General features: G+C 60.1%; 15 protein-coding genes and 2 pseudogenes. 7 read left to right on the top strand and 10 right to left on the bottom strand.

What is annotated here, in order from left to right:
- Positions 1 to 29: 29 nt before the first annotated feature.
- Genes ACYZTR_RS17630 through ACYZTR_RS17615 form a run of 4 tightly spaced genes read right to left on the bottom strand, consistent with a single transcriptional unit; the run spans position 30 to position 3,595 of the window.
- On the bottom strand, positions 30 to 782 hold the full coding sequence (locus tag ACYZTR_RS17630; RefSeq protein ID WP_461972889.1) for an N-formylglutamate amidohydrolase: 753 nt from the start codon (positions 780 to 782) through the stop codon (positions 30 to 32).
- Positions 766 to 2,097 (bottom strand): type I glutamate--ammonia ligase, encoded by a 1,332-nt coding sequence (locus ACYZTR_RS17625; RefSeq protein WP_461972887.1) that lies wholly within the window; start codon positions 2,095 to 2,097, stop codon positions 766 to 768. The genes ACYZTR_RS17630 and ACYZTR_RS17625 overlap by 17 nt, the downstream gene beginning before the upstream one ends.
- Positions 2,094 to 2,738: a cysteine hydrolase family protein gene (locus ACYZTR_RS17620; protein WP_461972885.1), complete on the bottom strand. Its 645-nt coding sequence runs from the start codon at positions 2,736 to 2,738 to the stop codon at positions 2,094 to 2,096. The genes ACYZTR_RS17625 and ACYZTR_RS17620 overlap by 4 nt, the downstream gene beginning before the upstream one ends.
- 2 nt (positions 2,739 to 2,740) lie before the next feature.
- Complete coding sequence (locus ACYZTR_RS17615) at positions 2,741 to 3,595, bottom strand: MurR/RpiR family transcriptional regulator (protein ID WP_449645546.1); 855 nt, start codon at positions 3,593 to 3,595, stop codon at positions 2,741 to 2,743.
- 339 nt (positions 3,596 to 3,934) lie between these two features.
- Here ACYZTR_RS17615 and ACYZTR_RS17610 point away from each other — a divergent pair, with 339 nt between their 5' ends.
- Positions 3,935 to 4,507: a histidine phosphatase family protein gene (locus ACYZTR_RS17610; RefSeq protein ID WP_461972883.1), complete on the top strand. Its 573-nt coding sequence runs from the start codon at positions 3,935 to 3,937 to the stop codon at positions 4,505 to 4,507.
- Positions 4,507 to 5,262 carry a precorrin-6A synthase (deacetylating) gene (cobF, locus tag ACYZTR_RS17605; protein WP_461972881.1) on the top strand — a complete coding sequence of 252 codons (756 nt, stop codon included), beginning with the start codon at positions 4,507 to 4,509 and terminating at the stop codon, positions 5,260 to 5,262. Before ACYZTR_RS17610 ends, cobF begins: the two co-directional genes overlap by 1 nt.
- A gap of 124 nt (positions 5,263 to 5,386) precedes the next feature.
- Here the strand turns inward: cobF and ftrA are convergent, their stop codons facing one another.
- Positions 5,387 to 6,361, bottom strand: a complete 975-nt coding sequence (gene ftrA / locus ACYZTR_RS17600) for a transcriptional regulator FtrA (RefSeq protein ID WP_461972879.1) — start codon at positions 6,359 to 6,361, stop codon at positions 5,387 to 5,389.
- A 100-nt stretch (positions 6,362 to 6,461) separates the two neighbouring features.
- Between ftrA and ACYZTR_RS17595 the strand changes: the two genes are divergently transcribed.
- Positions 6,462 to 6,896, top strand: coding sequence for a rhodanese-like domain-containing protein (locus ACYZTR_RS17595; protein WP_461972877.1), 435 nt, complete (start codon positions 6,462 to 6,464; stop codon positions 6,894 to 6,896).
- Here ACYZTR_RS17595 and ACYZTR_RS17590 read toward each other — a convergent pair whose 3' ends face one another.
- Positions 6,897 to 7,538, bottom strand: a complete 642-nt coding sequence (locus ACYZTR_RS17590; RefSeq protein WP_461972876.1) for a type 1 glutamine amidotransferase — start codon at positions 7,536 to 7,538, stop codon at positions 6,897 to 6,899.
- A gap of 249 nt (positions 7,539 to 7,787) precedes the next feature.
- On the opposite strand from ACYZTR_RS17590, the gene ACYZTR_RS17585 reads away from it, so the two are divergent.
- Together ACYZTR_RS17585 and ACYZTR_RS17580 are read left to right on the top strand one after the other, a co-directional pair.
- Positions 7,788 to 8,567, top strand: a complete 780-nt coding sequence (locus ACYZTR_RS17585) for an ABC transporter substrate-binding protein (protein ID WP_461972874.1) — start codon at positions 7,788 to 7,790, stop codon at positions 8,565 to 8,567.
- A gap of 228 nt (positions 8,568 to 8,795) precedes the next feature.
- Positions 8,796 to 9,512, top strand: coding sequence for an alpha/beta hydrolase (locus tag ACYZTR_RS17580; protein WP_461972872.1), 717 nt, complete (start codon positions 8,796 to 8,798; stop codon positions 9,510 to 9,512).
- Between the two features lie 3 nt (positions 9,513 to 9,515).
- On the opposite strand, the gene ACYZTR_RS17575 is transcribed toward ACYZTR_RS17580, so the two are convergent.
- The 3 genes from ACYZTR_RS17575 to ACYZTR_RS17565 form a co-directional block, all read right to left on the bottom strand.
- On the bottom strand, positions 9,516 to 10,103 hold the full coding sequence (locus ACYZTR_RS17575) for a DcrB/PsbP domain-containing protein (RefSeq protein ID WP_461972871.1): 588 nt from the start codon (positions 10,101 to 10,103) through the stop codon (positions 9,516 to 9,518).
- Between the two features lie 173 nt (positions 10,104 to 10,276).
- Complete coding sequence (gene yddG, locus ACYZTR_RS17570) at positions 10,277 to 11,209, bottom strand: aromatic amino acid exporter YddG (RefSeq protein WP_461972869.1); 933 nt, start codon at positions 11,207 to 11,209, stop codon at positions 10,277 to 10,279.
- A 526-nt stretch (positions 11,210 to 11,735) separates the two neighbouring features.
- Positions 11,736 to 12,533 carry a hypothetical protein gene (locus ACYZTR_RS17565; protein WP_461972867.1) on the bottom strand — a complete coding sequence of 266 codons (798 nt, stop codon included), beginning with the start codon at positions 12,531 to 12,533 and terminating at the stop codon, positions 11,736 to 11,738.
- Between the two features lie 92 nt (positions 12,534 to 12,625).
- On the opposite strand from ACYZTR_RS17565, the pseudogene ACYZTR_RS17560 reads away from it, so the two are divergent.
- Together ACYZTR_RS17560 and ACYZTR_RS17555 are read left to right on the top strand one after the other, a co-directional pair.
- Positions 12,626 to 12,820: pseudogene (locus ACYZTR_RS17560) on the top strand (divalent metal cation transporter); the annotation flags it as partial.
- Positions 12,821 to 12,876: 56 nt separating this feature from the next.
- A pseudogene (locus tag ACYZTR_RS17555) lies at positions 12,877 to 13,125 on the top strand (NADPH-dependent F420 reductase); the annotation flags it as partial.
- A 100-nt stretch (positions 13,126 to 13,225) separates the two neighbouring features.
- On the opposite strand, the gene ACYZTR_RS17550 reads toward ACYZTR_RS17555, so the two are convergent.
- Entirely contained in the window at positions 13,226 to 14,407 is a 1,182-nt protein-coding gene (locus ACYZTR_RS17550) for an acetyl-CoA C-acetyltransferase (protein WP_461972865.1), read from the bottom strand.

The raw sequence follows: 14,407 nt of genomic DNA, 5'->3' as shown, positions 1-14,407 counted from the left end.
GCTGCTAGCTGCGAGTTTGAAGCGATTCTCTACAACAGCGGTGCCAGGTATTCGGTCCAGCGACTGACGTCTTCAGGTGTGCGCAGCAGGTCGTTGCGTACCTCGATCAACACCGACTCCAGGCCTCGTGCATCGCCGTGGACCGGCACGGTCATATCGCCCAGCGGGTTGATTGTGTACGGCTCATTACCGGCAATCTTCAAAGGGTGCTGGCTCAAACCGTCAATCAAACGCTGGGCATAGGTCGTGGCTTGCCCATACAACACGCCGATTTCCAGCCTGCGTGGCTGGCCGTGATAGACCGGCGTGAAACTGTGAATGCCCACCACCCGTACCGGCCGCCCTTGAACGACACGTTGGTCAATCAAGGTGTGCAATCGAGCATGAAAGGGCTCAAACAGGCTTTGCCGGCGGTACTCGCGGGTGGCATCGTCGAGATCCCGGTTGCCCGGTACCTGATAAATCTCGCTCTGCGCCGGAATGCTGTCCGGGGCGTGGCGCGGTCGGTTGAGGTCGACCAACAATCGCGAATAATTGGCCGCCAACAGCGTTGCGCCCAATGCCTGGGACAAGCCTTCGGCCAGGGCCAGAGCGCCAATGTCCCAGGCGATGTGCTCGCGGGCCGCCTCGTGACTCAGGCCCAGGTCATATAACCCGGCCGGAATAAAACGGCTGGCGTGCTCGCACACCAGAATCAACGGGTGCTCGGAGTCTTCCCGGCTCAAGGTGTACGCGGGCTCGGTGTAAAGACCGAGTTCAGCAGATTCAGTACAGGCGCGCATAGAGCTCACAGCGTTCGGCGGGCGACAGCTGTTCCGTCAGCGTCAGTTCCTCGGTTTTAAGGGCGAAGTAGGTGTCCAGCAACGCGCTCGGCAGGGCTTCGATCAGTGCCTCGCTGTTGCGCAGGCAATCCAGGGCCTGGGCAAGGGAAGCGGGCAGGGCGACGATGCCGCGCGCCTGGCGTTGTTCATCGTTCAGGGAATCGGGGACTTCATCGGTGATGGCGTTCAAGGCCAGGCGTTGCTCGATGCCCAACCGACCGGCAATCAGCAGCGCGGCCATGGCCAGGTGCGGAGAGGACGTGGCGTCCATGGCGCGAAATTCCAGGTTGTATTGCGCCGCCACCGATTTGCCGCTCAGGCTCGTCGTCGGGCAGATTCGCAGCGCCGCTTCGCGGTTGCGTTGCCCGAGGCAAGCGTAGGACGCGCTCCAGTGATGGGGTTGCAAACGCTCGTAGGACACCGGCGTCGGTGCGGTAAACGCACACAGCGCTGGCAGGTAATGCAGGATGCCAGCGGCCCAGTGCTGGCCGAGGGTCGACAAGCCATTGCTGGTGCCGGCGTCGTACATCACCGGTTGGCCGGCCAGGTCCAGCAGGCTGACGTGCAGGTGCACGCCGTTGCACACCGCCTGCTCCGAGGTCTTGGGCGCGAAGCTCAAATCCAGGCCCATTTGCCGGGCGACCTCGCGGGTGATTTCACGAACGTTCACCGCGCGGTCGGCAGCGGCCACCCCAAGGGTCGGGCGACAGGTGATTTCGTATTGATGCTTGCCGTACTCGGGCAGGAACATTTCCGGTTCGACGCCACCGACGCGCAGGGCGCTGAGCAGCCAACCGCCAAACTCGGCACCCTGACGCTGGGCTTGCAGAGAAAACGCCAAGTGTTCAACTTCGCCGGCGTTCACGTTGAATTCATGCTCGAACGCTGCATTGACCTGCAAGCCCAACTCGGTTCGATAACGTTCCACCTCGTTGCGTAACAACGTACGCGGGCAGGCACCCCACGGGCGGCCATCGGTTTCGCGAATGTCGCTGTGAATAAAATCCAGCGCCGGGGCGTCGGGATCCGGACCGTTATTGACCGTCACTCGGCTGGCCAGATCGGGCATCAGCCGCAAATCTCCATGAGCGCCCCACGGGTTGGTGGAGGCGATGATGTCTTGCGGGGTCAGGGCACTGTTGGCCGGCACCCAGCCACACCCCGCCCTTTGATAGTGCTCGAGTTCGTCCGTGGGAAAGGACCGCCCGCGAGTCACACCAATCAGGTCGGTGGTGACGAGGGTGGTCATGGGCAGCGGCAACAGGCGCTCGCTCATGGCTGCATCTCCTGCAACCGGCCGAGTACGGTCTGGGTGTCGGTGATCCAGCAGTAACCCTTGATTGCATTCAGGCAGGCCTGATGCCGCTCGGCTGTGTAAGTTGCGCAGGCATCGTCCACCAGCGTCACCAGATAACCGCGGTCGGCGGCATCACGCACGGCCATGTCCACGCACTGGTCGGTGACGATGCCGGCGATGATCAGGTGCCGCGTCCCGAGGTTGCGCAACACGTAGTCGATGTTGGTGGAGTTGAAGACCCCGGACGAGGTCTTGGGCAGCACGATTTCGTTTTCTGCCGGGGTCAGGTCGTCGATGATCCGCGCTTGCGGGCTGCCCTTGGGCAAGTGCATGTCCGAGAGTTTGTGGTCCAGCGAGCGGTCGCGGCCATCAGCGGTGAGGCTTTCGATGATCGTGTGCAGCACGTTTTGCCTGGCGCTGCGGAAAGCGCTGAGCAGCCGGCGTTGATTGGGCACCACCTGCAGGCGGGCGCGGGTCAGGAAGTACTCGGCGTTCGGCCCGTTGAGGTGCGGGTCGAACTGCGGCTCAAACCAGGCACGTTGCATGTCCACCAGCAACAGCGCGGTGTGATCGGTGACGAACGGCAAATCCCGAGGCGAGTGGTGGGGGAGCGTGAACATCCTTATTTTTCCTCCAGCAGGTGGGTGTCGAAGTCGGTCCGCAGGGCATCGATGCCTTCCAGGCGATCGGCCAGATCCGGACTGCGCAGGGTCAGGCAGGCAATCAGCGCCTCGACCTGAGCCAGTGCTGGGACCATGGAGTCGAAGGCCGACACCGATTCCACCGGCGCACTGATAATCAGGTCGGCCATTTCCCGCAGCGGTGAAGCATAGATGTCAGTGAACAACACCACGCGTGCATATCGACTTTTCGCCGCATTGGCCACGCGCAGGGCCTGTGATTGGTAGCGACGATAGTCGAATACCAGCACCACGTCCTGACGCTGCACGTCGAACAATCGGTCCGGCAGTTGCGCGTTGTCCTCCAGCGCGAAACAGCCAGGACGCAACAGGCGCAAGTGGTTGAGCAAATAATTGGCGAGAAAACTGCTGAAGCGTCCACCGAAGCAATGCACCTGATGGCGGGTATCGAGCAGCCATTCCACCAGAATCCGCACATCTTCGGGCTGCGTCAGGGCATGGGTGTCCACCAGCGCTCGATGGCTGTCCGCCAGATAATGGCTCCAGGCATCGCCTTTCGGAAGATGAGAACGAGGCTGCAACAGGGTGCTGGGGGAACGGAGGCGGTGGTCCATGTCGCTGAGCAGGGCATCCTGGAAATCGGCGTAACCGCTGAAACCCAGTTTTTTCACCAGCCGCACGATGGTGGGGTCGCTGACACCGGCATGTTCGGCCAACCGTGACATCGGGCCCAGTCCGTTACGCGGGTACTGGTCCAGCAAGGCACGGATGACTTTGCGTTCCGACGGCGTAAGGTCCAGGCCGGGATCGGTGATCAGGTCTCTGAGAGAAGGCATCCGGGCTCCTGCTGGATGGATATGTCGGTTTCATTTCATAAGTTGCTAAAACAGTATTTATGTAGCGGACTCTACATGTCCAGTGAATTTTTTCATGGTTTTTTATAGGCCCAGAATGGGGCAAAAAGCCCGTGGGCCTTGAGCTACATGGATGTCGACAGAGCTTGTAGGTCATTGCCCCTAGCGTTGTCGGATATCGCCGGTTTTTCAGGTGAAATAAGTTTTCGAACGTGTATGACTGGATCAAACGAAACGCCCTGGATCGCGCTTCTTGCGGCACAATTGATCAATTGTCGCGGCGTGACGCCGTTTTCCGTTCCCATCGACGAGTGATCCTTCGTGCAGGCAACCCGTTTGACCCTGATGTGCCACGCTCGAACTGTCGCACAGAAATTGGCGCGTTTTCCTACGAATGAGCCGTTGGAAATGGATTGGCAATCGGCAAGGGGATCTCGTTGTGCTCAGTTCAAAGGGACGCCACGACTGGTGTGTGGACCTGAACTGAGAACCCGGCAAACCGCCGAGCTGTTCGGCAGCGACGTGGAGGTTGTCTGCGCACTGATGGATTGCGATTTCGGGCACTGGAAAGGCGCGCGGATCGACGATCTGCAAAAATCCGCAGCCGATACGCTGCAGATCTGGCTCGATGACCCGAATTCGGCACCCCACGGTGGCGAGTCAGTGGCGCAACTCGGTAAGCGAGTGGCCGCGTGGCTGAAAACGCTGGAGGCAACACCGGGGCACATCGTTGCCATCACCCATCCATTTGTCATTCGCGCCGCCCTGACGCACGTGCTGCAAGGTGCAGCATTCAACCTGATCGACGTCGAACCGCTGTCGACCCTCGAGTTGCGGTTCAACGGCCGCTGGCGCCTGCGCTTGCTGGGCACTGACCCCGAGGGAACACGTTGATGAAAAAACTTCTGGTCATCGGCATCGGTGCCGGCAACCCCGACTACATCACGATGCAAGCCGTGAAAGCGCTGAACCTCGTCGACGTGTTTTTCCTGATGGACAAGGGCCAGAGCAAAGACAAACTGATCGACCTGCGCCGCGAGATCTGCGAGCGCTACATCACCGATCACGACTACCGCTTCGTCGAAGCCCATTGCCCGGAGCGCGAACGCGGCGATGTGGACTACAAGGCCAGCGTGGAAGACTTGAACCTGGCCAAGCAGCGGACCTTCGAACGGTTGATCCGCGAGGAAATGACTGACGGCCAGTGCGCCGGTTTTCTGGTGTGGGGCGATCCGGCGTTGTACGACAGCACGATTCGGATCTTGCAGGCGATACTGGCCTCGGACCGGTGCGTCTTTGAGTTCGAGGTGATCCCCGGCATCACCAGTGTCCAGGCGCTGGCGGCGCAGCATAAGGTGCCACTGAACCGCATCGGCCGCTCGATTGAAATCACCACCGGCCGGCGTCTGGCGGCGGGACAGGTGAGCGATGCCGACAGCCTGGTGGTGATGCTGGATGCGGAGGATTCCTACCATCAAGTGGTGGATCAGGAGACGGAAATTTACTGGGGGGCCTACCTCGGGACGCCGGATGAGATTTTGATCAGCGGCAAGCTCAAGGAGGTGGCGGATGAGATCGAACGGGTGCGCAAGGCGGCGCGGTTGGCCAATGGGTGGATTATGGATACCTATTTACTGCGTAAGCCTTGAGAAAATTGGTGTCTGGGCTGCCCTCATCGCGAGCAAGCTCGCTCCCACAGTTGACCGAGTAGTTTGGACGGACGTCGGTCTATGTGGGAGCGAGCTTGCTCGCGATGAGGCCCTAAAGAACACCTCAAAAAATCGCCTTTGACTCCCGTCCAAACCGCTCCCGATACACCGACGGCGGCACGCCGACCACGCTACGAAACGCCACCCGAAAACTCTCCACCGAGCGATACCCACAGCGTTGGGCAATCTGGTCGGTGTTCTGATTCGTGCTCTCTAGCAGCTCGCGGGCCCGGCCCAGGCGCTCATGCTGCAACCAGGCTTTAGGCGGCATGCCAGTGGCTTCAGTGAACCGGCGCAGAAATGTCCGTTCACTCATGGCCGCTTCACTCGCCAGTTCGCGTACCTCCAGCGGTTCATGCAAACGCTCCCGCGCCCATTGCATGACGCGGGACAAATCGCTACGCGGCGTAGGACTGACCGGTGTCGGTATGAACTGCGCCTGTCCGCCGGTGCGTTGCGGCGACATCACCAGCCGCCGCGCCACCGAGTTGGCCACCTGCGTACCGAAGTCCCGCGCCACCAAGTGCAGGCAGGCGTCGATACCGGCGGCGCTGCCGGCCGAGGTGATCACCTGGCCTGAATCGACATAAAGAACGTCCGGGTCCACCAGAATGTTCGGATAACGCTCGGCCAACTCAGCGGTGTAACGCCAGTGCGTCGTGGCGCCGCGACCGTCGAGCAAACCGGTGGCCGCCAGCACGAATACCCCCGAGCAGATCGACAGCAGCCGCGCACCCCGTGCATGGGCCTGGCGCAGGGCCGCGATCAATGCCTCCGGCACCGGGGCGCTGCGATCACGCCAGCCGGGAATGATGATGGTCCGGGCGTCCTCGAGCAGTTCCATGCCGCCATCGGCCAGCACCTGAATGCCACCCATGGCGCGCATCGGACCCTGATCGACGGCGACGATCCGATGCGCGTACCAAGGGAAGTCGAACTCCGGACGTGCCAGGCCGAAGATCTCCACGGCGATGCCGAATTCGAAGGTACAGAGGCCGTCGTAGGCCAGAATCGCGACCAATCCAGGGGTGGGCTGCATTTGGCGGAAAGTTCCCGGTGAGTGTCTTGTGCGCCACTGTAGTCGCAAGCGCCGGGCGGATAAAGTTTCTCACACCCACCGCGACTTTGGAGTACAGCCCATGACCAGCCTGGTCCGCGAGATTCCCGCCGCCCCATCGGCCATCGCCCTGATGCATTTCAGCAACCGTCTGACGTTCGAAACCGATTGTTCCGACGTCCACGGCAGCCAACAGGCCGGCGAGGTGGATTTTGTCTTAGTGGACGTGCGAGGTCCGCTTGCATTCAAGCGTGGTCATGTGCCGGGAGCGATCAATATTCCGGGGCGACTGCTGACCGCTGAAGGTCTGGCGGCTTACCGGGAAACCAGCTTGTTTGTGGTTTATTGCGCCGGGCCCCACTGTAACGGCGCCAACAAGGCCGCAGTGAAACTGGCCGCGCTGGGTTACCCGGTCAAGGAAATGATCGGCGGGGTGACCGGGTGGCTGGATGAAGGGTTTGAGTTGAGCACTGCGGTGCAACGGCCGGTGAATGCTGTGATCGGCTGCGAGTGCTGATCAGGCTGTAGCCTGCGCCTCCCACCACCCATCCAGTGTCGCCTGCAACCACTCGAACACGGTTGCGTAGGCGGCGCTGTCCTGTTGACCCCGGGGCAGCGGTGATTCGTCGGCAAAATGCGCATTGAGCGTCGCCACTGATTCAGCATTCCACTCAGGATGAAACTGCAGACCCACCCGCGTCGGCCCGACGCAATACATCTGCTGTGCGCAGTGATCACTGCTGGCCCGCAACTGCGCGTTTGGCGGCAAGTCGATCGCATCTTCGTGCCATTCCAGCACCTGCAACGTCGGGCCATCGACAAAGGTCACGGGCGTCCATCCGGTTTCGGTGCGGTCCATCCGCCGCACCTTCCCGCCCAGGCTCAGCGCCAGCAGCTGCGCCCCCAGACAAATCGCGAACACGGCCGCGCCTTGATCCAGACTGCCCGCCAGCCACTGACGTTCGGCTTCCAGCCAGGCCGGCCCGCCGTTGGATTCATAAGGCCCACCTAACAGAATCACTGGCGCTGCGCTTACAGGCGGCAATTGGTCGAGGTCGGCGCGAAAGACGTTCAGCGTTAGTCCTCGGGACTTGGCCCAGACAGCAATGGCGCCAGGACCTTCGGCAGGGTGGTGCTGGATCAGGTTCAACGTGGGCATCAGGGCTCTCTTGTAGTTTTTGCTTGTAGGTTTTGTCTGAAAAAAGGGCTTGTCCTACAGTCTTTGCACCGGCTTGGCGCACGCTTCAAGGAACTCGAATCCGCCAGCCACTTTTCTATAAGAATTTGTCGCTTAAACACAATTTGCCCTCCTGAAGCCGCTCTAGACTGCCGGCCACTTCGGTGCTCTCCAACCGGACGCAGCCTACCGAAAGCTGCCAATAAAAGCCTTCGCATACAGGAGTTATAAATGAAGAAGCTAGTGATGTTCGGTGCCCTGGCACTGTCGATGTTGTCCCTGACGGCTGTGGCCGAAGACGCCAAGCCGATCCGCCTCGGTATCGAAGCCGGTTACCCGCCATTCTCGATGAAAACCCCTGACGGCAAACTCACCGGTTTCGACGTGGACATCGGCGACGCGCTGTGCGAGCAGATGAAAGTGAAGTGCACCTGGGTCGAGCAAGAGTTCGACGGCCTGATCCCGGCCCTGAAGGTCAAGAAAATCGACGCGATCCTGTCGTCCATGACCATCACTGACGATCGCAAAAAGAACGTCGATTTCACCATCAAGTACTACCACACCCCGGCGCGTTTCGTGATGAAGGCAGGCACCGACGTCAAAGACCCGCTGACTGAGCTCAAAGGCAAGAAAGTCGGTGTGCTGCGCGCCAGTACCCACGACCGCTTCGCCACTGAAGTGCTAGTGCCGGCCGGTATCAATCTGGTCCGCTACGGCTCCCAGCAGGAAGCCAACCTGGACATGGTCGCCGGTCGTCTGGACGCGATGCTGGCCGACTCGGTCAACCTGAATGACGGTTTCCTGAAAACCGACGCCGGTAAAGGCTTCGCTTTCGTGGGCCCGACTTACGAAGACGCCAAGTACTTCGGCGGCGGTGCCGGTATTGCTGTGCGCAAGGGTGATAAAGAGCTGGCGGACCAATTCAACACCGCCATCACCGAAATCCGCGCCAACGGCAAGTACAAGCAAGTGCAAGACAAGTACTTCGACTTTGACGTTTACGGCCAGTAATCACGCCGTTCAAACAAGTGGCAACCGTTGACGCGGTTGCCACTTTTTTTATGCCTTCCCTGATCGTTCCCACGCTCTGCGTGGGAATGCCTCAACGGACGCTCCGCGTTCGGCTTCTGGGACGCGGAGCGTCCCGGGCTGCATTCCCAGACAGAGCGTGGGAACGATCAAAGGCCAAAAGAGATGTTAGGCTCTGCCCCGAATCCTGCGCTCAGTGAAGGAAGGTTTATGTTGAAGTTTCTCGCTCTGCTGACACTCCTGGCGTCCGCCGCCGTCCACGCTCAAGCCCCGCTGCAAACCGATCTGCCGCTCAAGTACCTGGAACAAGCCAACCCCGAATCGCGCAATCAGCCCCTGGTGATTTTCCTCCACGGTTACGGCAGTAACGAGGAGGATTTGTTCGACATCAAGGATGAGATGCCCGCGCCATACAACTACCTGTCGGTACGCGCACCGATAGTGATGGAAGAGGGTAGTTACAAGTGGTTTCGCGAGAAGGGCAACGCTGGCTACAACGGTGAGACCGATGATCTGAAGTCCAGCGGCGAGGTCTTGCTGGATTTTGTCGCACAGGCGGCGAAGAAGTATCACACCGAACCGAACAAGGTTTTCCTGGTGGGTTTCAGCCAGGGCGCGATCATGTCCTACGAGGTGGCGCTGCGTTATCCCGAGGCGGTGGGTGGGATCGCGGCGTTGAGCGGGCGGATTTTGCCGGTGCTCAGGTCCGAGCTGAAACCGGATGTAAACCGCCAGAAGCTGGCGATTTTCATCGGTCATGGCACTGCAGACAAACGTCTTCCCTACAATGACGGCACGGACGCCGACAGCCTGTTGCAGAGCCTGTCACTCAAGCCTGAGTTTCATGCCTACCCTGGCGTCGGTCACAGCATCAGTGCCACCGAGATGCAGGACTTGAGCACGTGGTTGCAGCGTCTCAATCCCTGATTGTTACTTGCCAGTGACGATCTGTTTGACCAGCGTCTCGTGGCCAGCATTGTCGCTGAGGCGGGAAATCACCTGAACGATCGCCATGCGCGTGTTGGACGCCGCCATCAGCGTGGTGTCGAGGGTTTTTCCGCCGCCCTGGGTGGCGGAGCTGTCAATCTGCCGCAGCCCCAGGCCGGTGCCTTTCTGGGTCAGGCTTTTTTCGCTGAGCTTGGTGAAGTCCGGCAGCGCCTTGGCTTGTTCGATGGCGAAGTCGGACGCCGTCGAATCGAGGAACTGACCGTCGTTGTCTTTGACGTTGAGGCCGCCGGGGATGGTGTTTTCAGCCGCGATCACGACGGTTTTGGTGGCCTGATTGGTGTACATGGTGCCCGTTGCCCCGGCGGTACCGGTGGCCGCGTCGCCGGCGGGCAACGGGTTGGCAACGAAGCCTTTGGGCAGGGTGAACTTGAACTTGCCGCCGAGCATCGAGACTTTCTGTGCTGGCGCGGTATCGCTGGCGGTGGCTTTGGCGGCCTGCGCATTCAGCGCTCCCAGACTGGCAACCGCCGTCAACAACAGGACAACGGCTTTTTTACTCAACAATGACATTCAGAAACTCCAGGAGATGGTCGCGCTTTGAGGGCGATCATCCCACGGAGGTTGTGACGCATTCCAGCGCGTTATATCGAAACAGTTTCTGTGGCGAGGGAGCTCGCCACGGAGTGTTGAACTGAGGCAGATGGTGGGCGAAATCCATTAGATTGACGTACGAGCTTTTTGCTTTACTCGTTCGAAATTATCGAACGCGTTGTCGGCACTTTGGCGGTTGATCGCGACGTAGCGATGACCGCACCGGCGATAATCAGCAGCGCGGGAACGATCAGAATCGGGCTGGCATGGCTGCGCCCGACGGTGATCAACAACAACGTGGAAATCAGCGGCGCGAGGTAGGAAAGCGCACCCAGCGTTGCCAGACTGCCGTGTTTGGTGGCGTGGTCCCAGGCAAAAAACGCCAGTCCGACCGGCCCCAGACCGAGGACGACAATCGCTGTCCATTGGCTGAAGTCGGGCTGTACCGTGGTTTCGAAGGCCAGGTGGCAGACCAGTCCGGCCACGGCGACCAGGCCACAGATTCCGCCAATGATGCTGCTCGGCACTTCGCTGAACCGGCGGTTGATTACCGAGTAAACCGACCAGATCAGCGCACAGCCAAACGCCGCGAGATAACCGGCGATGGGCATCGCGGCATCAGCATTCGGGGCGCGCTGCTGCATGATGAAAGCCGTGCCGGCCAGGCCCAGCAGTGCGCCGAGCAATTGCCGTTTGTGCAGCTTTTCGCCGGCCGAGAACGCCGACAGCAGCACCAGCAACAGCGGCCAAAGGTAGTTGATCAGACTGGCTTCGGCCGCAGGGGCGGCTTTGAGTGCGAAAAAGTACAGCGCGTGATAAACGAAAATTCCGACGAACCCGGTCGCCCATACGGCCCAGGGCTGGCGCCAACTGGCGAACCCGGCGATCCCGCGTCGACCCAGAATCACCAGGCTCGCCACGAACGCCGCGCCGAAACCCAGTGTCAGCAGCTCAAACGGTGGAATGCCTTCGGTGAGGGTGGTCAGTAAGGCCAGGGAGGACCAGAGCAATATCGCGATGACACCAACGGCGGTGGCAGAGCGGGGGGCTAAATTGGTGTGGGGTATCTGGTTTGCGTCGGTCACGTGCGCCTCTCCATGGGCAAGGACGTGTTTCATCGTGCCTCAAGCGTAGCAGTGTTTGCCAGGGACACCATTCGTCTGAACTGTAATTTGTGACAGGTAGGCATGATTTAAAACCCAGAGAATACTGGCTTCGTAACTTGTCCACTTACGACAGAAACCGGAGATTAAACAATGGCGAATGAAAATGTAATAAATGCAGCATTAAGCTTGATAATTGAGGGCCAAACTAATAGTTACGGTAAGGCGGTGGCTTACTATAAGAACGGAGACAAATGGGAGGAGTTGGGAAGCGGGGATATCGACAGCTATGAAAATCACGGGCCTTATCCATACAAGATTGTGGTATCGAGCCTTCCAAAGAACGTACGCGAGATTGTTGTTTGCAACGATACACTGGGTGCTCCACCTAACGCGTCGGCGTCGCCTCCGGTGTATTTGTAAGCACACAGCTCATAGGTGACTTCTGCACGTTGCAATAGCGCCCGAAGGTTACTTCGGGCGTTTCTTGAGTGTTCGGGAAATGTTGTTATGTGTCTGCCTTCTGCATGTTCTTCGATACGGTCGAGCCGCCTTTTGAACCCATGACCAGTCTTTTAGTCACCAGTAACATCCCCAACGAAACCCCTACCCCCATCCCGAATCCCCACCAGCCAAACCTCGGCAAGGCCAACGCCAACACCAGGCAAAACGCCGCGAACGAATACATCCCGGTCGCCGTCGCCCGCAGCAAAGCAGCGGTAAACGCCGGACCGCGGGTTTGCTGGGAGAACACCGCCATCACGCTGCCCAGCACCGGGAACACGGCAAGCAGGCCGCTCCAGCGTTCGCCGACGGTGCTGGCCAACAACGTGACCGCGAGGGTGAGCAGGGCGCCGGCAATCATGCGCAACAGCAGTTTGTCGGACTTCGGCACCGGACCTGAAACGATTGGCTTTACCGAGGGAAACAGATACGGCGCCGCCAGCAGGGCAGTTGCGGCGGCGATCACCGAGAACACCAGGGACGTCGGAATCAACGACAGCACAACGGCCGCCGTGGCCCAGACCAACAGCGATATCACTAGCGCCCACGGCCAACTCGAGCGTTGTGCAACCTGAGCGTAGGTCACGCAAAAGGCAATCATCGCGAACATCGCAGACAGTGCTGCCGTCGCTGATTGAGCGGCGAACACCTGGCCCTGTTCGATGGCGAGAAAGAACAGAATCGGCCCGACCACCACCGGCAATCCCGACAGCCAACCGGCGACACTCGGTCCCCAGCGTTTACCGGCCAGGGAAATCAACAAGAGAAATCCTGGGATGACCAGCAGTTTGAGCATCAGCACGCACGCGCCTCCGACCTAAGTGAGGCGGCAACGTTAGCATTGGGGACGGTTGATTGCTCTATAGATTGCTGCGTTTTGTATACAAAGTTGCTGCTGCCGAGCGTGATTTGGCGCCGTTGTACCTGGCCATCGGTATTCTCGGGGCCACCGTAATGCCGCATAACGTGTACCTGCATGCCTCCATCGTGCAGACCCGGATGATCGGCAAGGACCTGCACAGTAAGCAGGACGCGGAGCGGGGCGAACAGCGGGTTGATCTTACAGTTCGTAGCCTGAGCCTGAAGCTGTGTTGCCTGGCCGAGCCTCTTCGCGAGCAGGCTCGCTTGTATGTTTAGACTTAAGGGGTGCGCGGGTGGTGAAGGCGTTCAATCACCTACAGGCGCGTTTTCTGGAGAGCGACCCGGCGGCGGAGGGTGGGCGGCGCGTGCTGTTTCTCTCTGGCGATGATGCCGACGCGAAAGCTCAAGTGGCAACGCTGATCGAACAACTGGGCTTCTTCGGGATTGATCTGGGGGAATTGAGCGTCGGGGCGCGGCTGATGCAGTTTCCAGGCGGTCCGTTGCCGGTGCTGAATCTGGTGAGATTTGCCTGACGGCCAGACAAAAAAGAACCCGGTGCGACGTGAATCGCACCGGGTGTTTTTCCAGACTGTCGCGGATCTTCGTGGGTCACCGCGCAGTCTGTTGAACGCTTTACGCCCGTTCGATCGCCAATGCCACGCCCTGACCACCACCGATGCACAGGGTGGCGAGGCCTTTCTTGGCGTCACGCTTGATCATTTCATGCAGCAAGGTCACCAGCACCCGGCAACCCGAAGCACCGATCGGGTGACCCAGAGCGATGGCACCGCCATTGACGTTGACTTTGTTCAGGTCCCATTCCAGGTCCTTGGCCACCGCCAGGGATTGCGCAGCGAAAGCTTCGTTGGCTTCGATCAGGTCCAGTTGGTCGATGGACCAACCGGCCTTGTCCAGGCAACGACGAGTCGCGCTGACCGGGCCGATGCCCATGATCGCCGGGTCGACGCCCGCATTGGCGTACGCAGCGATTTTCGCCAGCACTGGCAGGCCGAGGGCCTTGGCTTTTTCGGCGCTCATCAGGATCACCGCAGCGGCGCCGTCATTCAGGGACGAGGCGTTACCGGCGGTCACCGAGCCGTCTTTTTTGAAGGCGGGTTTCAGTTTGCCCAGCGCTTCAGCGGTGGTACCTGCTCGGGGTTGTTCGTCAACCTGGAAAGCCACCGGGTCGCCTTTACGCTGAGGAATCAGGATCGGCGTGATCTCGTCGGCAAAACGCCCGGCTTCGATGGCGGCCGTGGCTTTCTGCTGCGAGGCCGCGGCGAAGGCGTCTTGCTGTTCGCGGGTCAGGTTGTACTGGTCAGCCAGGTTTTCGGCGGTGATGCCCATGTGGTAATCGTTGAACGCATCCCACAGGCCGTCGCTGATCATGGTGTCGACGATTTGCGCGTGACCCATGCGCAGACCGGTGCGCGCACCGGGCATGACGTAATTGGACAGGCTCATGTTTTCCTGGCCGCCGGCAATGATCACGTCGGCGTCGCCGCAACGAATCGCCTGAGTGGCCAGATGCAACGCTTTGAGGCCCGAACCGCAGACCTTGTTCAGGGTCATCGCCGGCACGGTAAACGGCAGGCCGGCCTTGATCGCGGACTGGCGCGCAGGGTTCTGCCCGGCGCCGGCGGTCAACACCTGGCCCATGATCACTTCATCGACTTCAGCCACATCCAGACCGGTTTGTGCCAGCAGCTGGCGGATCACCGCAGCACCGAGATCAACCGCGGACACGCTTGCCAGGGCACCCTGGAAACTGCCGATGGCGGTACGGGTGGCGGCGACAATGACGACTTCTTGCAT

The sequence above is a fragment of the Pseudomonas sp. Hz4 genome (assembly GCF_054898165.1).
The sequence above is the reverse complement of the archived record's forward strand: the minus strand, read 5'-3'. Positions and strand labels throughout refer to the sequence as shown.